Below are 20476 nucleotides of genomic sequence, written 5' to 3'. Positions count from 1 at the left end.
CTCTTTCTCATCCGCCTGCTGTTTTTTACGGAAAGCGCTGGTCCATTTCTGAAGAGTGTGATAGGGAATATCAAGTTCTCTGCTTACATCCACGACCTTACGACCGTCTAAAACGATTAGTTTAGTCACGTATTCTCTAAACTCCGGTGCATACTTTTTTTGGTTCACTGCCATGTTTATACACGCCCTTTTTATTGTTGTATACGATTTAAACATGACGCCAGTACCTATGTCCACTTTTTATACTAATCTCCATTTTACTTTGCATAGAGGGAGAAACTTCCCTTATTTTCTCCAAAAACACTATTAATCTGAATTTAACAGTAAATACTCCCCTTATATTTCTGTCACCGGTTACTGACTCTTCATCTTCCCAACTTTCTTATCTGCTGGCATATATAGCCACTGCTACTTAACGCGGATGGCAAGCCTTCTTTCTTTATAATCAATTAAGCCGGTGCCGGACAGGTGGTTTTCCAGACGCCTTTTACACAAACCTTATCCTTGGGCACATAGCAATCAATGATTGTTTTGCCGGCGCACAGCAGCCTGCCGACTGAATATTGTGAGCCCGATGAACAGTAGCTGCCGACCAAATTGGCACATGGAAGAGAAACGCTCCCATTGGTATAGCTTGTACATTGCCAGCAAAGATAGTTGCTTCCGTTCACACCTTCTTCACCTGCAGGATTCCCGCTTTGCAGCCCCGCTGAACTGACCATGCTTTCTGCTTTTTCCTCCGTCTGCACGGCAAGTTCTGCGTATAAATCTGTCTCAGACACATCAATTGCAGTGGTGGTGCCGGTGGAGAGTTCTTCAAGATAGATAGCTTGATCTTTGAGAATGCTGCTATAGTCTATAATATAAGCCTGCATATCATCATTGATGCTGTCATAAGCAAACGTAAGGATGGAGGAGAAACTGACCGTGGCTGCACCGCCTGCGGCAAGTGAAGCTTCTTCCTTATATTTAATCTCATACTGGACAATCCAGCCATACTGCTGGTCTTTTTCGTCTTTAAGCGGATTCAGGATATAAGGATCGTTTGAGAGAAAGTCATCTTTAAAGTCCTTATACTCTTCTGTCTTCTTTACGAGCTTAAGAAATTGTTCTTCAGAGGGAATCAGGCTGGCAGTTTCCGGCTGGGCAAAAGCAGAGGTGGAAAAAGAAAACAGGATGATAAGCAGAATCAGACCATATTTTTTCATTCAGCAGTCCTCCAATAAGTTTTTCTTTTACTGTACCTTATATTTCCATTTGGAGATATGGGGAAAATTTATTAAAGGAAAAATGGTTCTATACTACTAAAGAGATCAGATGTGTCTTTTAATATCCCATTCCTGTTTTACCAACAAAAAGCACCCTGCTTAAACAGAGTGCTTCTCATATTCTATAAAAATCCCTGGTATTTGTCAGCAGGAGCGTATATACCTCCGGCAATGCCATTTTTTTGATTTCAGCGATTTTAGCTGCTGAACGATGGATCATGAGTGGTGAAGTCATTTGTTTATTGAAAGGCCCTTCGAATGGCCAGGGACCGTCTGTTTCTGCCATCACCTGCCTGATTGGATAGTCTTTTACCAGAGATTGAATTTCCCCTTCGTACAATACATCAGGAGTCACTGAGATGAAATAGCCATTGGCGGCCATTCGTTCAGCCGTAAGAGCTGAGCCTTTGAACCAATGAAAATGGGCTTTTTCAATAGAATACTTTTCAAGCAGGCTGCATACTATCTCTGCATCTTCATAGATGCTATGGAGGATGACGGGGAGCTGCCACTCCTTTGCTTTCTGGACAAACAGCTCCAGTATTTCAAGATAAGGTTCCAGGCCCATAAAGGAAGCACCCTGTTCTTGTCTTAAATAGTATGGAAGGCCGACCTCTCCGATGGCTATCATATTTTCTTTATGATCCCCCATCCAGCCTATCAGATCAGCAAGTTCTGCTTCAGGAGGGAGGACCTGTTCCGGATGGTACCCAAAAGCCGGCTTTACCTTTGAAAACCTCTCTGCAAGGAGCAGGTTCTTTTTGCAGGAGCTGAGATCCCACGAGACAGTTACGAGTGATTCGAGCTCCGGTATGCTGCAGATATCAGCCATATCCTGATCAGCATAGCGGTCCAGGTGGATATGGCTGTCAATAATCTTGTTCATCCTTTTTCCCTCTTTGGCCGCAGCGAATGATGGACCTTTCTTTTCCATTCCAGAAATTCCTCTTCCAGGAACAGTTCTTCTCTCCTTGGCCGTGAAAAAGGCACCTCATATTCTGCTGCTGTATGGGCCGGCTTTTCTGATAAGACGATGATGCGATCTGACAGAAAAAGAGCTTCTTCTATATTATGAGTGATAAAGATGATGGCCGGCCGCTGCTCTTCCCAAATGGTCAGGAGCCACTTCTGCATATCAAGCCGCGTCAGTTCATCCAGCGCTGAAAAGGGCTCATCCAGGCAAAGAAGCTCCTGCGGGCTGAGCAGCGCCCTGATGAAGGAAGCGCGCTGCTTCATTCCGCCGGATAATTCATGCGGATAGGCATGCGCATACTGCCCGAGCCCTGCTTTATGTATCATTTCCATGGCTTTTTCCTTATCTGTTCTGCCTGTCAGTTCCTGTCCCAGAAGGACATTTTGCAAAACTGTCCTCCACGGAAGAAGGGAAGGGGTCTGCGGCATATAACTCATGAATCCTTTTTGGCCATTGATCGATTGGCCGTTCATCTGGATGCTTCCTTCATCGGGTAGAAGCAGTCCCCCAATCAGATTGAAAATGGTGCTTTTTCCGCTTCCCGAAGGCCCGAGAAGGGAGACGAATTCACCTTCATTAACTTCAAGGCTTAAGTTATTAAGGACCATCTGTTCCCCAAAAGATTTTGATATATTATCCAGGTGCAGGAGATTCATTTTATCTGCTCCTTTTTATTCCATTTTAAAAGCAGGCTCTCTGCCAAAAGGATTGCTCCGAAGAAAATCAGGCTTAATATCATAATGGCAAATATGGCTACAAAAACACGGTCTGTCCGGAAGGAGGAGGAGGCGAGAGTCATAAAAACGCCTATCCCTTTTTCCGAACCTAGCCATTCTGAGATGACAGCGCCCATAACACTGTAGGTGGCCGAGATTTTCAGCCCTGAAAATAGCGAGGGCAGGGAGCCGGGCCATTCCAGCTTCCAGAACAGCTGCCTTTTGGTGGCTCCTGACATGGCCATATAGTGCTTAAGCTCGGCTGGAACCTGCCTGAAACCGTCCAAAGCTGCCACAGTGATTGGAAAAAAACAGACAAGAATAATGACAATAAATTTCGGCAGCAGCCCAAACCCGAACCAGATGACAAGGAGAGGGGCAAGGACGATGACAGGGACATTCTGGGATAGTATCAGCAGCGGGTAAACAGATTCCCTTACAGCCGGCAGACGGTGAAGGATGATGGCCGCGGTGAGCCCGAAAACAGTCCCCAGTGAAAAGCCGGCCAGTGATAATAGCACCGTTGACGCCAGGTGGCCGGAAAAACGGGCCCAGCTTTCCACAGATTCAGCCATGATGTCAGAGGGCGGCGGCAGGAGCCAGGCAGGGACTTCTGCCAGCCTTACTGCTGCTTCCCAGAGAATGAACAAAAGGAGGAGAACCGCTGCCGGCTTCCATCCTTTTACAGCCACTTTCTTCATTTGTATTTATCCGTCAGGTCATCCATCGTGATCCCATCAGGCTGAAACAGAATTTTGACTTGAGAAATCACATTTTTGCTTCCCATTGCAATCATTCTTTCATTCATCCTTGCGATGATCCGGAATAGCTCTTCAAGCTCGCCTTCCATCGTTGTCTCCAGTGGATGGACCTCGTATTTCACTCCGGATTCTGCAATGATTTTAATTGCTTCATCTACATATGGAATAACATCTTCCCCGTTTTTTGTTTTAGGTATAATCTGAATGCTGATCAGTGTACTGGCCATTATGGTTCCTCCTATTCCGGCAAAAATTCATTGGTAAAAGCTTTTTCAGCGTCCAGCTCGCTGTCCAGCAGTTTATTTTCATACATCCATTGGGCATAGTTTTCCCAAACCTCTATACTCTGTTCTCCCCATTGTTCTGCATCATCCTGATATTTTGGAGACAGCCATTCCTGGCTTTTCTTGACCAGCTCGGCGTCTAAATCAGGTGCAGCCTCAAGCAGGATATCAGCAGCTTCTTCCGGATTCTTGATTGCAAACTGATAGCCCTGTGATGCTGCTTTTACAAAGGCTCTGACAGTATCAGGACTATTTTTGATCATTTTCTCATTTGTAGCCAGAACAGGTGTATAATAATCGAGTTTATCGGAATAGTCGGTAAGGTAGACCATATTCAGATCTTCTCCGCGAAGCTCCGCCTCGACGCCAGTCCACCCATAATAAATCCAGGCAAAATCGATATCCCTTTTAACAGCTGTAAAGAAATCGGCATCCCCCATGTTAACAAAGGAAACATCAGAGACATCTGCATTTTCCTGCTTCATTAATGAGGCGATAACAGATTCCTCAACAGGCGATCCCCAGCCTCCATATTTTTTCCCGGCAAAATCCTTTGGCGAGTCGATATTTTTTGCTGCAGGAGAAGCAAAGCCGGACGTATTATGCTGTATGACGGCGGCTACCGACACAAGCGGGACACCCTGAACCCGTGCCTGTGTAATACTTTCCTGATAGCTGACGCCAAAGTCGGCCTTACCGGAAGCAACCAGCTGGTCTGCTCCAGCGTCACCAGGCATGATGATTTCTGCATCAAGGCCATTTTCTTTAAAAAAATTCTTTGCCTTGGCAGCGTAAAGTCCAGTGTGATTAGTATTTGGTGTCCAGTCAAGGACAACCGTTATCTTTTCCAGGTCCTGCCCTTTATCAGCTTGTCTTTCTTCCTGACCAGTCTGTCCTCCGGTGCAGCCGGCAAGCAGCCAGACAGTGCACAATGCGCTGAGCCATTTCTTCATGATCAATCCTCCATGCTGTTTCTGATATTATTCCAAAAAGACCGCCGGTTAATGGCATAAACTAATTCTGGACAACCGCGGGCGGAGGTGCTGTTCCTTTATATCCCGATGCAAACAAAAAAGCGCCCGGATTTCAGAACCCGTGCGCAATAAAAAACATTCATCAATTAAGAATATGTTTCCTACGCTGGCATCTCTCCAGATCAGGTTCAAAGGGTCCTTTATTGTAAAAATAAAGTCTCAACCGTGCCCGGTTCCCCCACAATTCTCTCCTATTTACAGCCGCATAAAGCAGCCGGTCCGTTCAGAGCTCCCGCATCCATCCGGGAATCATGGTCCATTATAACAGATATTCTCTGCAATGGCATTGAAACAGCTTTCTTCCGGAAAATTCGGAGTTATCCCTATATATCCCTGTGCTGCCATGGAAAGAATTAAGTTTGGAACTGAATCTTTATCTGTGATAGGGTAAGGAATGTTGAAAAAAGATTGAATGGAGGAGAAGACATGAAATATCTTGCCTTAATGATTGCTGCATTCATGCTGATCTCATTCCAGATTGTCCAAAATCCCGGAAAACAAGCATTTGCCAAGACGATTGATAATGTCGATATATATACTGTAAAAGAAGAGGATAGCCTTTCGAAGCTCAGCAGGCGATTTGGTGTGGCTGCAGAGGATATACAGAAGGCTAATTATAAAAAGGATGAAAAGATATTTGCCGGAGATAAGCTCATCATTCCGTCTGCTCCAAAGAAAAAGAAGCGGATAACAGAACAAAAGGTCAGCTTATCTAAAGGAGAAAAAGATCTTTTGGCAAGGCTTGTGCATGCGGAGGCAAAAGGTGAGCCGCATGCCGGAAAAGTCGCTGTGGCTGAAGTGGTCCTCAATAGAATGAAGGACGAAAAATTTCCGGACACAGTCAAAGAAGTTATTTACGAAGACAGGCAATTTGAGCCTGTGGACAATGGGATGATCAATAAACCGGCAGGGAAGGATTCACAGAAAGCAGTCCAGGAGGCACTGACGGAAGAAAGAAAAGACGGTGAATCCCTGTTTTTCTTTAATCCTGACCAGACTAACAGCAAATGGCTCCGCACAAGGGCCGTTACAAAAGAAATCGGCAACCACCGGTTTGCGAAATAGAATAAAGAAAAAACTCTTGTTGCTATACAAGAGTTTTTTTGCTGTCTTCTTCCATATCTATAATATTGTCTGGCTGTGTTTCTCTCCATAGCTTAAATCTTTCAAGCTCATTGGCGATTTGCTTGATGATAAAGCCGATGATTGCGGCATCATCCAATATGCCGATTCCGGCAAGAAAGTCGGGGACAAGATCCAGGGGAGACACAAAATAGAGAATGCCAGCAATGACCGTAACAGCTGTTTTTGCAGAAATGTCCCTATACTGTCCCTTTGAGTAGGCTTTAATGAGTTCAAACAGGAGCTGAAGCTTGTCCCATACTTCAGATAGGGAATTTTTCCTGGAATCGGCTTTTTTGCTTGCTTTGGAAAGAAGCCCGCTTGTTTTGCCCGGATCATTTAAGTATTTTGCAGCGCGGCTCTCATATTTTTTATACTCCTTTTCGTAATCTTCCTTTTTGAAAGTCTTCATATATAACATCCTTCCGGTTAAAAGATTCTTTTTTATACTTTTATCCCATTTTCGGATGGTTGAACCCCGGAAAAGTTTATAATAGAGAAAAAAGCGAGGTGTCCTTATGCTTTTAGAGTGGCTGAAAGAGTCAAGCTATACGGTTATATTGACTGGTGCAGGCATGTCAACAGAAAGCGGGCTGCCTGATTTCCGGTCTGCAGGAAGCGGGTTAACGAATACAGTGGATTATGGGAAAATTGCCAGTACAGAAGCTCTCAACCATCATGTCAGCGAATTCATTGAATTTTATCGCCGCAGAGTTATGGGGCTGAAGGAATGCAGTCCCCATGCAGGGCATTATATATTGGCAGACTGGGAAAGGAGGGGAATTGTCCAAAGCATCATTACACAGAATGTAGACGGTTTTCATCAGGCGGCAGGAAGCAGAAATGTGGCTGAACTGCATGGTACACTGCAGCAGGTCCATTGCCAGACATGCGGGAAAATATTTCCGAATGATGAATACATAGATGAGCATTTCCGGTGCAGTGATTGCGGGGGGATTTTGCGGCCGTCCATCGTCCTTTTTGGGGAGATGCTCCCCGAGGAAGCTATTGATTTTGCTGCTGCAGAGTCAGAGAAAGCTGATCTTTTCATTGTCCTTGGCTCATCCCTCTCTGTCACTCCTGCCAATCAGTTTCCGCTCATTGCCAAGCAGTGTGGTGCAAAACTGGTTATAATTAATATGGATCCTACTGATTTGGACCTTTACGCGGACGAAGTCATTAACGGAGAAAAAGCTGGAGAATTGCTGAAAGAGCTTGATGCAGAAGTAGGAAAAATGTGAAGCCTTCCATTACATTGGAGGGCTTTTTTTATTTTAAAATTTTTCTAGTATAATAAATGATTGACTGCCATGTATATACAAGATATAATGAAAACGTAAACACCATGTATATACAAGTTATCTTTGGAGTGAATACTTAATGAGCTGACTTTGCAGCAAAGGATAAATTTGCAAGAGGGGCAGATAATATGAAGTATATGAGCTCCCGGCCGCATTTTTTTTGCTTGCTGTTGAAAACGGTAACAGGAGGAGAGAAGCATGAGCAATTACAGAGAATCTGCCGAGCGTATTGTAGAAGCAGTTGGCGGAAAAGAAAATATTGCAGCAGCTACGCACTGCGTAACCCGTCTGCGGTTTGCTTTGAAGGATGAAAGCAAAGTTGATAAAGAAGCATTGGAAAATATAGATAGTGTTAAAGGATCATTTTCTACAAACGGCCAATTCCAGGTGGTCATCGGCCAAGGTCTTGTTGATAAGGTATACAAGGAAATGGCAGCGGCTACAGGAATCGGTGAAGTGTCAAAAGAAGAAGTGAAAGCAGCTGCTTCTGAAAAAATGAATCCGCTTCAAAGAGCAATCAAAACGCTGGCCGACATTTTCATTCCTATTCTTCCGGCTATTGTTACAGCCGGCCTGCTGATGGGAATCAACAATATCATGACAGCGCCTGATATCTTTTATACAGGCAAATCATTCATAGACGTTCATCCAGGATGGGCTGATCTCGCTAATATCATCAATATGATAGCCAATACCGCGTTTGTATTCCTGCCGGGGCTGATTGGATGGAGTGCGGTCAATCGTTTCGGCGGAAGTCCGCTTCTTGGCATGGTGCTCGGCCTGATGCTTGTCCACCCCGACTTGCTTAATGCTTGGGGTTATGGTTCTACTGATAAGGTTCCTGTATGGAATCTGTTTGGACTGGAGATAGAGAAAGTCGGCTATCAGGGTCAGGTGCTGCCGGTACTGGCTGCGTCCTATGTTTTGGCAAGGATTGAGATATTTTTAAGAAAGAGGATTCCGGATTCAATCCAGCTGCTGACAGTCGCGCCGATTGCGCTGCTGATCACAGGCTTTCTGTCTTTCATTGCGATCGGGCCTGTTACGTTTACGATCGGAGGCTGGATCACTGACGGTGTTGTATCCATTTTTGATGCGGTTCCTGCTCTTGGAGGATTGATTTACGGCGGCCTTTATGCACCGCTCGTTATTACAGGGATGCACCATACATTCCTGGCTGTCGATCTGCAGCTGATCGGATCAATCGGCGGAACATTCCTCTGGCCGATGGTGGCATTATCAAATATTGCTCAAGGTTCAGCATCGCTTGCGATGTTCTTCTTAAATAAAAATGAAAAAGTAAAGGGACTTGCTGCAACTTCTTCGCTTTCAGCTTTCCTCGGAGTTACAGAGCCAGCCATGTTCGGTGTGAACCTGCGCTTCAAATATCCGTTCATCGCAGCGGTCATCGGCTCTGCCCTGGGCGGCATGTTCATTACCATTAAAGGGGTCATTGCTCCATCGATCGGAGTCGGCGGACTGCCTGCCTTCTTCTCAATCTTATCCGAAAACTGGGGGTCCTTCTTTATCGGGATGGCGATCGTGCTGGTTGTGCCGTTTGTGCTGACATTCCTGTTCGGCAAATTCAGAAAAGCTGAATGATTATTCTGGTACCATGGATAAAAGCCTATCCATGGTATCGCTATTTACATAACGTACTGAGAAATAATGGGAGGTTTTAAAATGAAAGGGCAATGGTGGAAAGAAAGCACAGTTTACCAGATATATCCGAGGAGCTTCATGGACAGCAATGGTGATGGCATAGGCGATTTGCAGGGCATCATTTCCAAGCTGGACTATCTTAAAAAACTGGGGATAGATGTCATCTGGCTGTCGCCTGTTTATCAATCACCCAATGATGATAATGGCTATGATATTAGTGATTATAAAAATATCATGGACGAGTTCGGGACCATGGATGATTGGGAAGAGCTGCTCAGTGAGTTGCACCTCCGCGATATGAAGCTGATCATGGACCTTGTCGTCAACCACAGCTCTGATGAGCATGCCTGGTTCATTGAAGCGAAGAAATCCAAAGAAACTCCTTACAGGGATTATTATATTTGGCGCAAAGGGGAAAACGGCAGGGAGCCGAACAATTGGGGTTCCAATTTCGGCGGATCTGCATGGGAATATGACGAAAACTCCGGAGAATACTTCCTCCATTTGTTCTCAAAGAAGCAGCCTGATTTGAACTGGGAGAATCCGGCTCTGAGGCAGGAAGTATATGATATGATGCAGTGGTGGCTCGATAAAGGGATTGATGGCTTCAGGATGGATGTGATCAATTTCATCTCAAAGGAGGATGGCCTCCCGGATGATGAAGTGAAACCCGGCAAGAAATATGCATCAGGAAGCAAATATTATAGAAATGGGCCAAGAATCCATGAGTATCTTCAGGAAATGAACGAAAAAGTCCTTTCGCATTATGATGTTATGACTGTCGGAGAGATGCCTGGGGTCAAGCCCGAAATGGCCCGTGATTATACAGGGGAAGACAGGAATGAACTGAATATGGTATTCCAATTTGAGCATGTAAGCCTCGACAATGGTCCGGGCGGAAAGTGGGATCTTAAACCGCTAGACCTTTCAGACCTGAAGAAAAGCCTGACAAAATGGCAGACCGAGCTTGAAGAAACGGGCTGGAATTCTTTATATTTCAATAACCATGACCAGCCGAGATCTGTTTCAAGATTCGGCAATGATGGGGAATACCGCAAAGAATCGGCGAAGATGCTGGCTACCCTGCTCCATATGATGAAGGGCACCCCGTATGTGTATCAGGGCGAAGAAATCGGGATGACAAATGTTGAATTTCCGGGTATAGGAGATTACCGGGACATTGAAACCCTTAATTATTTCCGTGAATCGACAGAAGCGGGAGTGCCGGCAGGGAAAGCGATGGAAAGCATATACGCAAAAGGAAGGGACAACGCCAGAACCCCTATGCAATGGAATTCTTCGGAAAATGCCGGTTTTACAACCGGTACTCCATGGATTGGCATTAACCCGAACTTCAGTGATATAAATGCGGCGGAAGCCCTGGAAGATAAGAATTCCATCTTTTATTATTATCAGGACCTGATCAGGCTCAGAAAAGAGCATGACATTATAGTCTACGGAAAATATGAACTGATATTGGAAGAAGATCCGGCGATTTTTGCATTCACACGTACCCTGGGCAGTCAGGTGCTTGTAGTGCTGTGTAATTTTTATGGAAATACACGGAAACTGGCATTGCCTGAAGAGCTTAAAGAGATCAAATATTCCTGGCTGACAGGTAACTATGGCAGTGAAGGCAGGGAAGACATAGTGCCTCAGCAGCTTAAGCCTTATGAGGCGATTGTCTTGATTGGCGAAAAATAAGCAGACTAAACGAAAAATAAAATGGCAGGTGGCAAAGATGAAACAACCTTGGTGGAAGAAAGCAACAGTATATCAAATCTATCCGAAAAGCTTCAATGATACAACCGGCAGCGGCGTTGGCGATCTGCAGGGCATCATTGAAAAGCTGGATTATTTAAAGGAACTGGGCATTGATGTTATCTGGCTGACGCCGATCTATCAGTCTCCACAGCGGGATAACGGGTATGATATCAGTGATTATTTCAGCATCCATGAAGAATACGGGACTATGGAAGAGTTCGATTCACTGCTTAAGGAAGCGCACAGCAGGGGAATCAAGGTCATCATGGATATTGTTGTAAACCATACGTCAACAGATCATCACTGGTTCCAGGAAGCAAGGAAATCAAAAGATAATCCTTACAGGGATTTTTATATCTGGAAGGAGCCTAAAGAGGATGGAAGCGCCCCGACGAACTGGGAATCCAAGTTTGGCGGGAATGCGTGGGAGTTCGATGAGGAGACAGGGCAGTACTATCTCCATCTGTTCGATGTAACCCAGGCAGATCTGAATTGGGAAAATGAAAAGCTCCGCCAGGAAGTGTACGATATGATGGACTTCTGGTTTGATAAAGGGGTGGACGGATTCCGCCTGGATGTCATCAATTTGATATCCAAAGATCAGCGGTTCCCGGATGATGACGGATTGGTCCCGCCGGGAGACGGCAGAAAGTTTTATACTGATGGTCCGAGAGTTCATGAATACATGCATGAAATGAACCAGGAGGTATTTTCAAAGCATGACAGCATGACTGTAGGGGAAATGTCTTCTACAAGCATCGATCATTGCGTGAAATACTCGAATCCGGAACGGGAAGAGCTCAGCATGACCTTCAATTTTCATCACTTGAAGGTAGATTATCCCGGCGGCGAGAAGTGGGCGCTTGCAGACTTCGATTTCCACGCTCTAAAGGATATCCTTTCCAAATGGCAGGTGGAGATGAACAAAGGCGGCGGCTGGAATGCCCTGTTCTGGTGCAACCATGACCAGCCCCGTGTTGTATCGAGGTACGGAGATGATGGGAAATATCACAGCAAATCAGCCAAGATGCTTGCATCTGCCATTCATATGATGCAAGGCACCCCTTATATTTATCAAGGTGAAGAGTTTGGGATGACCAACCCTTATTTTGAAAAAATCAGCCAATACCGGGATGTTGAATCCTTGAACATCTTTGAAATCAAGAAGAAGGAAGGCGTGCCTGAGGAAGAAATCCTTAAGATACTCCAAAGCAAATCAAGAGATAATTCAAGGACGCCTGTCCAATGGAATGACAGCAGAAATGCCGGCTTTACAGATGGAACTCCATGGATCGGCATTGCCGGCAATTACCAGGAAATCAACGCCGAAAAAGCGGTAAAAGATCCTGATTCCATTTTCCATCATTATAAAAAGCTGATCGGCCTCCGCAAAGAATATGATATTATCACTTACGGGAATTATGAGCTGCTGCTGGAGGACCATCCGGAAATTTTTGCGTACCTCCGGAATGGCAAGGACGAAAAACTCCTTGTACTTAACAATTTCTATGGTGGTGAGACAGCCTTTACACTTCCTGACAGGAAAATAGCTGATGAATATACAGCAGAGCTGCTGCTTTCAAATTACAGTGATGGACCCTCAGACATCAGGGAAATTATCTTAAGGCCGTATGAATCAATCATTTTTCATTTGACTAAATAAGAAAAAGACAGGCTGCCGGCCTGTCTTTTTCTTTAATTGATTAGAAAAGCATCCCTGCAATCGCAGCACTGAGGAGCGATGCAAGCGCTCCTGCGATGACGGATCTTATCCCAAGCCGGGCGATATCGGCCCTTCGGTTCGGGGCAAGATTGCCCAGCCCGCCAAGAAGGATGGCAAGGGAAGAGATATTCGCAAATCCGCAGAGAGCAAAGCTGATGATGGCAACGGTCTTATCCGTAAGCTCCGGAATTACCGGAGCGAAGGAGGAATAAGCAACAAATTCATTCAGGATCAGTTTTTGACCGATAAAGTTCCCTGCCTCCACAGCCTCTGCCCATGGAACTCCAATGGCAAAAGCAAGCGGGGAAAAGATATAGCCGAGAATGAGCTGAAGCGTCAGATCCCCAAATCCGAACCAGCTGCCGATCCAGCCAAGCAAACCATTCAGCAGTGCAACAAGTGCAATGAACGCAAGAAGCATGGCACCGATATTGAGAGCCAGCTGCAGGCCGACACTGGCACCTTTTGCGGCTGCATCAATAACATTCGTCGAATCGCTGTCATTTTCCATTTCCAATTCTTTTGGCTCTTCCTTCTTCTCTGTTTCTGGAAAAATGATCTTAGCCATGATCAGCCCTGCCGGAGCAGCCATAAAGCTGGCTGCGAGAAGGTATTCAAGCGGTACACCCAAAAGTGAATAGCCGACAAGAACTGATCCTGCTACAGAAGCGAGCCCTCCTGTCATGACGGCAAACAGCTCAGAGTTTGTCATTTGGCCGATATAGGGGCGGATAACGAGAGGAGCCTCTGTCTGTCCTACAAAAATATTTGCCGCCGCTGACATGGATTCCGCCTTTCGGGTGCCGAGAAGCCAGGATAATCCCCCGCCAAGGATTTTTATGATGAACTGCATGATCTTCAAGTAGTACAGGACCGATATAAGGGCGGAAAAAAAAATAACAATCGGCAATACCTGAAAAGCGAAAACATATGTAACCCCGGATCCTTCAGCAAAGAGCCCGCCAAATAGAAAGTTAATGCCTTCATTGGCATAATTGATGATGCTGTTGACTCCCATAGTCAGCCAGTTAAGTGCCTTGCGTCCGGCTTCCCATTTAAGGACCGCAAATGCAAACAGGATCTGAATGGCCAGGCCTCCCAGGATTGTACGCGGATTGATTGCCCGCCTGTTGTTGGAAAGCAGCAAAGCGATGACCAGCACGGTCAGTATTCCGGCAATTCCCCAGATAAAATTCATAATAGCACTCCATTCTATGTTAATAGACGAATTCAATTAGTGCTATTTTGCCCGAGATTAAAAAAAGTATGGGCTCTATTTTCTCTGCCCATACTTTTTCGTTGTTAACGAAATTATAAATGGTAAGTCTTGTGGATAACTATCAATTCTTGATCAACGTCCAGCAGCTGCGCCGAGGTCACAAGCCAAACCTCCCAAAAAGGCAAAGAACGCCTTTCCGGGAGGTTCGTCTTGAGGCCCCCAGGAAGCTGGTCATGCAGATGTTGCCACAGGACGCGGCGTTCTTAGTCTTCGTTCCTTAAAGTGATCAAGGCGCTTGCGCTTTTGTTCTTTATTGCCCTGCTTCTTTTTTTATCGCTTCGAATAAGAAGGATTGGCCATTGATGTAGAATCGGGGATCGTAAAGCCCCAGCTGTTCGTCATCATCTACTATCACAACAAATGGAGACCATTCGTAAAGAGTCTTTGCTTTCGGGTTTTCTTGGAAAAGCCTGTCCATATCTGCATCCTCTGCAGACACAAGGCTATAAGTCTTTTCCCTGCTGGTAAATAATCCATCTTTATAAAGAGAGACTTCCGGGCCATTTTTGGTGATAACGGTAAACTGCCATGGCACAAAATCGGCTGAAAGTGCAACCTCGCTGTCCTGGCTGCTGTATTCCTCATAAAGTATATATCCCTGGATGCTTTGGCTGGCCAGATGAAGGAGCATCAGCACCCATGCCGCCCTGAAATAAATATGCTTCCTCCATTTTTTTCTTTTCCGGACAGAGAGGAGAAAAGCCGCAAGGATAATTGCCCAGAAGACAAGATCGACAATCGGGATGGTTCCGAACGTGATCCTTCTGTCAGAAAACGGCTCAAGATAACCGGTTCCCCATGCATTGAACAGGTCACTCGTATCATGTATAAAGACGGCTATCCAGCTCAGGAAAAAGAGTTTGGGATCTTTTACCTTGAAAATCCAGCGGCATGCCATGTAAATCAGCAGTGCCCAAAGCGGCGTAAGGAAAACAGAATGAGTGATGCCCCTGTGCCACATCTGATAAAGTCCCTGTGTATCCCATAGCTGTGAAATCACATCGATATCAGGTATTTGGCTCGCCGCAACAGCAGCTGTCAAATAGGCGGCCTTTTCTTTTTTCTCAAGCCTGCTTTTATCAACTGAAGCATAAAGGGCAAGCCCGAATAATGTATGTGTAATGGTATCCATTTTTCCCCCGTTTCTGTCCCGGCTGTCTGCAGTCCAGCCTGGCAGCTTGTGCTTTTCAATAAATCGTAGCAAAATTTGTTCAGAAGAGCCATTCTGAATGCTGGAAGTTGATTTCCCAGATTGCAAACTTTCCTGCAGGAAGATAAGATAGATGTTATGATAATAAACGAAGTTAATTAAGAGAGGAATACAACATGTCTAACAATTTTTCAGATGAAGTTCTTTCACGGCGCACGTTTGCGATCATTTCCCACCCGGATGCCGGAAAGACTACGTTAACAGAAAAACTGCTCCTGTTTGGCGGAGCGATACGCGATGCCGGTACCGTTAAAGGAAAGAAAACCGGCAAATTTGCCACAAGCGACTGGATGGAAATCGAAAAGCAGCGCGGCATCTCCGTTACATCAAGTGTGATGCAATTTGACTATAAAGATGCCCGGGTAAATATCCTGGACACTCCTGGGCACCAGGATTTCAGTGAAGACACATACCGCACCTTAACGGCTGTGGACAGCGCCGTCATGATCATTGATTCGGCCAAAGGTATAGAAGCCCAGACATTGAAACTATTCAAAGTCTGCCGGATGAGGGGCATACCGATCTTTACATTCATGAACAAGCTTGACCGCCAGGGGAAAAGTCCTTTGGAGCTTCTTGCAGAGCTGGAAGAAGTAATGGAAATCGAATCATATCCGATGAATTGGCCGATCGGGATGGGCAAGGAATTCCTCGGTATCTACGACCGCCATCATAACCGGATCGAACAGTTCCGTGTAGATGAGTCTGAGCGTTTTCTTGACCTGAATGCAGATGGTGAAATTGATGGGGACCACCCGATGAAGCAGTCTTCCCTTTACGACCAGACGCTTGAGGAAATCATGCTCCTGAATGAAGCAGGAAATGAATTTTCACGTGAGAAGGTGGCAAATGGAACGCTGACGCCTGTATTCTTCGGCAGCGCCCTGGCCAATTTCGGTGTACAGACCTTCCTTGAATCTTATCTGGACTTTGCGCCGTCTCCGCAGGCCCGCAACTCCACTGAAGGTAAGATTGATCCGCTATCAGAGGATTTCTCAGGCTTTATCTTCAAGATCCAGGCAAACATGAATCCTGCCCACCGTGACCGGATAGCATTCCTCAGGATCTGCTCCGGCAAATTCGAGCGCGGGATGACCATCAATATCCCTCGTACAGGCAAGCAGCTGAAGCTGAGCCAGTCGACACAATTTATGGCAGATGACCGCAGTACGGTCGATGAGGCAGTGAGCGGGGATATAATCGGATTGTATGATCCAGGCCTGTACCAAATAGGCGATACCTTGACAGTGGGAAAAAACAAGTTTCAATATGAAAAGCTGCCTCAGTTCACACCTGAGCTGTTTGTAAGAGTCACTGCAAAGAATGTGATGAAGCAGAAGCACTTCCACAAAGGGATCCAGCAGCTCGTCCAGGAGGGTGCCATTCAGCTGTACAAGACAGTTAAAACAGATGAATACCTTCTTGGTGCAGTCGGCCAGCTCCAATTCGAGGTCTTTGAGCACCGCATGAAAAATGAGTACAATGCGGAAGTCAGGATGGAAGGGCAGGGAAGCAAGATTGCCCGATGGATTGAGGGAGATGTGGACGAGAGTCTTTCCAGTTCACGGAGCCTTCTGGTTACAGACCGATATGACAAAAAAGTGTTCTTATTTGAAAATGACTTTGCCCTGAGATGGTTCCAGGACAAAAACCCGGATGTAAAACTTTACAATCCGATGGATATGGAGCAATAATGTAAAAAAAACGATTCCTGTGCTGGAATCGTTTTTTTACATTATTACTGGGTATAAGAGACTAGCGTATTATATGACGAAACTGTAATAGTTTGCTAAAATAGGTAAAAAGACGAGGAAGAAGGGATCTGTTATTCGACACCTATGCGCACAGTGCGGCCTGCCTTTCCAGCTGGCAGAAGAGGGCTTCCTCTTTCACCAGAATGTTAATGGCGTGCAAAAACAGGAGAGCTGGATCAAAGCTCCTTATCAAAGCCTTGATGAACTTGAAACGAAGCTTGAAGCCATATGCAGGCAACTGGGGGATAGCGCCAAAAAATTAAAAGCGGGCATTTCACAATATGGCACTAAGCCTGCCCAGCTCCTGAATGCATCTGAACTATTCTCCAGGGTCAGCCATCGGGAAATGGTCCATACCATCCAGCATGGTGAGTTTCACAGCTATCAGCAGCCGATTATAAACCTGAAAGAGGGAGACAGGATTTATGGCTATGAATCCTTGCTGAGAACGGCAGGGAGCAAGCAAATACCGCCTGGCATCCTTTTCAAGACAGCCGAGGAAACTGGCCTGATGTCCATGCTTGACCAAAAGGCGAGGGAAGCCGCAATCAAAGCAAGAAAAAATATCATCCCGCCGGGAATCAAGAGCTTTATCAATTTCCTTCCTTCTACAATTTACAATCCGGATTTCTGTCTTCAGCACACATTCCAGATTGTCGAGAAATATGAAATCAATCCGGCAGATCTTGTTTTTGAAGTAGTGGAGACTGAGAAAATCAGTGATATTGACCATTTAAAAAAGGTGTTGAATACATACAAAAAAAGAGGCATGAAAGTGGCGCTCGATGATGTCGGGGCCGGATTTTCAACCCTCGAAATGCTTGAAGCACTCCAGCCCGACTATTTGAAAATAGACAGAAGCTTCATCGACCGCTGCGACCAAAGGCCTGAAAGCCAGCAATTTCTGTCCAAGGTCATGAATATTGCAGACGGTCTTGGTATCATTGTCCTTGCAGAAGGAATCGAGAGGAAAGAAGAGCTGGAGTTCTGCAGATCGATTGGCGCCGATCTTGCACAGGGCTATTATATTGGGCGCCCTGCAAAGGAAATAGAGTCCGCATTGCAGGTGAATTCATAATGAGGATCATCCCCGCAGACCAGCTTGATAAAGAAAAGGCAGCAGCCTTTTTCCAGGAAAACTGGGGGAGTCCTCAGATGGTTATTTCCACTGGCATCTATCATTGTGATGAGCTCCCCGGGTTCGCAGCCATAGACAGTGCTTATAATATCATTGGCCTTATTACTTTTGCAGACAGTGCGGAGGGTCGGGAAATCATCTCCCTGGATGCCGGCATGGAAGGACAGGGGATCGGATCAGGACTTCTGAAAGCTGCTGAAGCTGATGCAAAACAAAAAGGCATCAGCAAAATGGCGTTGATAACAACCAACGATAATTTGAATGCTTTGAGATTTTATCAGAAAAGGGGATATCAGTTAATGAAGGTGCTTCGGAACGCCGTGGAAGAAGCCCGAAAAATTAAACCGGAGATTCCTGTGTTTGGTATTGACGGGATTCCGCTCAGGGATGAACTGATTCTGGAAAAAGAAATTTGATTTGCGGCAGGTCCTGGGGATTCAGGGCCTGTTTTTTTATGGTAACGATCATGTCTGCTGCTGATCCGGATTATTTGGGAGGTTTGTGCTCATACTGACGGAATTTGTTGAAGAAGGGGGCTGCTTTGGCGGGCTGTGACAGCATGAATTTTCGGTTGTTAGCAACTTTTCCGGCTTATTAGCAACTTTTTCCTTTTATTAGCAAGTTTTCAATTATACTAGCAACTTTCTGGATATATTAGCAACTCCCAAATTATATTAGCAACTCCTTCCCCCGCCTCATGCTTCTAAAAGAAAATTTGACAAAATTTCTGATTGAGATTATAGTAGTATTACAAATAGACGCTTTAACGCTAAAAAGCGTTTAAGTATAATAGTTTTGCCGGATAGACAATAGTAGAATCGCCGGATGCAGCAAATAGAGACTGGGCGGCTGGTGAAAGCCCGGGCGGCGCCGATTTGAAGTACAGCTATCGATTCAAAGGCATTATGTGTGAAGAGAGGGAAGGCCGATGTGCCTTTCAATTAGGGTGGTACCGCGGAGCTCCTCCGTCCCTAGCCGGCGAGAGGGCTTTTTGTGCTGTCTTCAGCGCAATAATGAATTTCTGCCGACCGGAGCCAGTCATACAACAGGAGGAAGTACCATGCATCAGGATCAAGCGGTTATCAAAATCAGTACAGCGGAGGCTGTGGTAATATCCCTGCTTTTGCTCGGAGTAATCAGTTTCTCAATTATAGGCGCAGGGGCGGTTCCCCATGTGCCCATTATAGGGGCAATCATTGCCCTGCTCATATACGGACTTTTAAAAAAGGTTCGGATGAAAGATTTGGAGGAAGGTATGGCTGAGGGTGCAAGGTCAGGATTGGGCGCTGTGTTTATCTTCTTTTTTATCGGAATGCTTATCAGCAGCTGGATGGCCAGCGGTACGATTCCGACTTTTATCCACTTGGCGCTATCGGCAGTTAGCGGGAAGTATTTTTTTGCCATTGCCTTTGCGGTGACAGCAGTCATCGGAATCAGCATCGGCAGCTCGCTGACGACAGCGGCAACGCTTGGAGCGGCCTTTGTCAGCGCGGCTGCTGCACTCGACCTTAGCACAGCAGCTGCTGCAGGCGCCGTTATATCAGGGGCGTTCTTCGGAGACAAAATGTCACCTTTATCAGATACAACCAATCTCGCTTCTATGACAGTAAAAGTAGATCTGTTTGACCATATTAAAAACATGGCATGGACGACCATCCCGGCATTTGTCATATCCATTATTCTCTTTGCTATCATTTCGCCGGCAGCAGCAGAGACCGATTTCCGAAAAATCGCTGCAATCAAGAATAGCCTTGAGGAGCTTAATCTCGTCAGCTGGCAGTCTATAATCCCTTTTGCAGTGCTCGCTGTCCTGGCTGTGAGTAAGGTTCCAGCTATTCTCACCCTGTCTGCCAGTACATTGTCCGCCTTGATCCTGGCTCCATTTATTCAGGGAAGCTTCAGTTTCAGTGACATGGTGAATATACTGTACTCCGGCTACAAGTCGAATACCGGGATGGAGGAGCTCGACTCGCTGCTGACAAGGGGCGGAATTGAAAGCATGCTGTTTTCGGTATCACTGGTCCTCCTTGCCCTCTCAATGGGCGGACTGCTATTCAAGCTCGGCATATTGCCGGCACTTCTTGAAGGCATCAAAGGACTGATTGTAAAGGCACCTGCGCTTATAAGTGCCACCGCTGCATCAGCCATCGGAATCAACTTCCTCCTTGGCGAACAGTATCTGTCCATCCTGCTCACCGGAAATGCATTCACAGAGTCTTATAAAAAGGCCGGGCTGCATCTGAAGAATCTTTCCAGAGTCCTTGAGGATGCAGGGACAGTCATCAATCCCCTTGTTCCCTGGAGTGTTTGCGGGGTATTCCTGACAGGGGTGCTGAATGTGCCGACTGCCGAATATATGCCCTTCGCCTTTTTCTGTCTGCTATCGCCAATCATCACTTTGCTGTTTGGATGGACAGGGTTAACTATCACGAAAGCTTCAGGCAAATGATTTAAAATAAGAGGAGCGGCAATCGCCGCTCCTCTTAC

General features: G+C 45.9%; 19 protein-coding genes and 1 riboswitch. Of the genes, 9 read left to right on the top strand and 10 right to left on the bottom strand.

Annotation, left to right across the window (positions count from 1 at the left end; translation table 11 throughout):
- The 7 genes from ABU165_RS10320 to ABU165_RS10290 all read right to left on the bottom strand — a co-directional run.
- On the bottom strand, window positions 1–174 hold a 174-nt coding region (locus tag ABU165_RS10320; protein ID WP_353762661.1), incomplete at its 3' end, for a transposase.
- A 275-nt stretch (window positions 175–449) separates the two neighbouring features.
- Window positions 450–1208: a hypothetical protein gene (locus ABU165_RS10315; protein WP_009794213.1), complete on the bottom strand. Its 759-nt coding sequence runs from the start codon at window positions 1206–1208 to the stop codon at window positions 450–452.
- A gap of 175 nt (window positions 1209–1383) precedes the next feature.
- Window positions 1384–2154, bottom strand: a complete 771-nt coding sequence (locus tag ABU165_RS10310; protein ID WP_318060172.1) for a TatD family hydrolase — start codon at window positions 2152–2154, stop codon at window positions 1384–1386.
- Window positions 2151–2897 carry an ABC transporter ATP-binding protein gene (locus tag ABU165_RS10305; RefSeq protein WP_318060171.1) on the bottom strand — a complete coding sequence of 249 codons (747 nt, stop codon included), beginning with the start codon at window positions 2895–2897 and terminating at the stop codon, window positions 2151–2153. The genes ABU165_RS10310 and ABU165_RS10305 overlap by 4 nt, the downstream gene beginning before the upstream one ends.
- Window positions 2894–3658 carry an ABC transporter permease gene (locus tag ABU165_RS10300; RefSeq protein WP_318060170.1) on the bottom strand — a complete coding sequence of 255 codons (765 nt, stop codon included), beginning with the start codon at window positions 3656–3658 and terminating at the stop codon, window positions 2894–2896. The genes ABU165_RS10305 and ABU165_RS10300 overlap by 4 nt, the downstream gene beginning before the upstream one ends.
- Window positions 3655–3945: a thiamine-binding protein gene (locus ABU165_RS10295; protein WP_009794217.1), complete on the bottom strand. Its 291-nt coding sequence runs from the start codon at window positions 3943–3945 to the stop codon at window positions 3655–3657. The genes ABU165_RS10300 and ABU165_RS10295 overlap by 4 nt, the downstream gene beginning before the upstream one ends.
- Before the next feature lie 11 nt (window positions 3946–3956).
- Window positions 3957–4955, bottom strand: coding sequence for an ABC transporter substrate-binding protein (locus ABU165_RS10290; RefSeq protein WP_101550796.1), 999 nt, complete (start codon window positions 4953–4955; stop codon window positions 3957–3959).
- A 162-nt stretch (window positions 4956–5117) separates the two neighbouring features.
- Window positions 5118–5226: riboswitch (TPP riboswitch) on the bottom strand.
- A gap of 236 nt (window positions 5227–5462) precedes the next feature.
- Between ABU165_RS10290 and ABU165_RS10285 the strand changes: the two genes are divergently transcribed.
- Window positions 5463–6101 (top strand): cell wall hydrolase, encoded by a 639-nt coding sequence (locus ABU165_RS10285; RefSeq protein WP_253616582.1) that lies wholly within the window; start codon window positions 5463–5465, stop codon window positions 6099–6101.
- Window positions 6102–6123: 22 nt separating this feature from the next.
- Here ABU165_RS10285 and ABU165_RS10280 read toward each other — a convergent pair whose 3' ends face one another.
- Window positions 6124–6570: a YkvA family protein gene (locus ABU165_RS10280; RefSeq protein WP_022543634.1), complete on the bottom strand. Its 447-nt coding sequence runs from the start codon at window positions 6568–6570 to the stop codon at window positions 6124–6126.
- Between the two features lie 106 nt (window positions 6571–6676).
- Here ABU165_RS10280 and ABU165_RS10275 point away from each other — a divergent pair, with 106 nt between their 5' ends.
- From ABU165_RS10275 to treC, 4 genes are all read left to right on the top strand, one after another.
- The gene (locus ABU165_RS10275) at window positions 6677–7399 is read left to right on the top strand and encodes an NAD-dependent deacylase (protein ID WP_318060169.1); all 723 of its coding nucleotides are present in this window, start codon (window positions 6677–6679) and stop codon (window positions 7397–7399) included.
- Between the two features lie 258 nt (window positions 7400–7657).
- Window positions 7658–9061 (top strand): PTS system trehalose-specific EIIBC component, encoded by a 1404-nt coding sequence (gene treP, locus ABU165_RS10270; protein ID WP_101550791.1) that lies wholly within the window; start codon window positions 7658–7660, stop codon window positions 9059–9061.
- Window positions 9062–9142: 81 nt separating this feature from the next.
- Window positions 9143–10825 (top strand): glycoside hydrolase family 13 protein, encoded by a 1683-nt coding sequence (locus ABU165_RS10265; RefSeq protein WP_318060168.1) that lies wholly within the window; start codon window positions 9143–9145, stop codon window positions 10823–10825.
- A 37-nt stretch (window positions 10826–10862) separates the two neighbouring features.
- Window positions 10863–12548 (top strand): alpha,alpha-phosphotrehalase, encoded by a 1686-nt coding sequence (treC, locus tag ABU165_RS10260; protein ID WP_318060167.1) that lies wholly within the window; start codon window positions 10863–10865, stop codon window positions 12546–12548.
- 40 nt (window positions 12549–12588) lie between these two features.
- Here the strand turns inward: treC and ABU165_RS10255 are convergent, their stop codons facing one another.
- The gene (locus ABU165_RS10255) at window positions 12589–13806 is read right to left on the bottom strand and encodes a NupC/NupG family nucleoside CNT transporter (RefSeq protein ID WP_318060166.1); all 1218 of its coding nucleotides are present in this window, start codon (window positions 13804–13806) and stop codon (window positions 12589–12591) included.
- A 331-nt stretch (window positions 13807–14137) separates the two neighbouring features.
- A complete protein-coding gene (locus ABU165_RS10250) occupies window positions 14138–15019 on the bottom strand; it encodes a metal-dependent hydrolase (protein ID WP_035402782.1) in 882 nt (293 codons plus the stop codon).
- Window positions 15020–15213: 194 nt separating this feature from the next.
- On the opposite strand from ABU165_RS10250, the gene ABU165_RS10245 reads away from it, so the two are divergent.
- The 4 genes from ABU165_RS10245 (at window position 15214) to nhaC (ending at window position 20438) form a co-directional block, all read left to right on the top strand.
- Window positions 15214–16791, top strand: a complete 1578-nt coding sequence (locus ABU165_RS10245; RefSeq protein ID WP_009794230.1) for a peptide chain release factor 3 — start codon at window positions 15214–15216, stop codon at window positions 16789–16791.
- A 214-nt stretch (window positions 16792–17005) separates the two neighbouring features.
- Window positions 17006–17929 carry an EAL domain-containing protein gene (locus ABU165_RS10240; RefSeq protein ID WP_148950185.1) on the top strand — a complete coding sequence of 308 codons (924 nt, stop codon included), beginning with the start codon at window positions 17006–17008 and terminating at the stop codon, window positions 17927–17929.
- Window positions 17929–18405, top strand: coding sequence for a GNAT family N-acetyltransferase (locus tag ABU165_RS10235; protein ID WP_129611855.1), 477 nt, complete (start codon window positions 17929–17931; stop codon window positions 18403–18405). Before ABU165_RS10240 ends, ABU165_RS10235 begins: the two co-directional genes overlap by 1 nt.
- Window positions 18406–19049: 644 nt before the next feature.
- On the top strand, window positions 19050–20438 hold the full coding sequence (gene nhaC / locus ABU165_RS10230) for a Na+/H+ antiporter NhaC (RefSeq protein ID WP_022543637.1): 1389 nt from the start codon (window positions 19050–19052) through the stop codon (window positions 20436–20438).
- The last annotated feature ends 38 nt before the right edge of the window (window positions 20439–20476 follow it).

Source organism: Cytobacillus sp. T106 (genome assembly GCF_040492155.1).
GTDB classification, from domain to species: domain Bacteria; phylum Bacillota; class Bacilli; order Bacillales; family Cytobacillaceae; genus Bacillus_AB; species Bacillus_AB infantis.
Note: the sequence above shows the minus strand (reverse complement) of the source record. Positions and strands in the feature narration are given on the sequence as shown.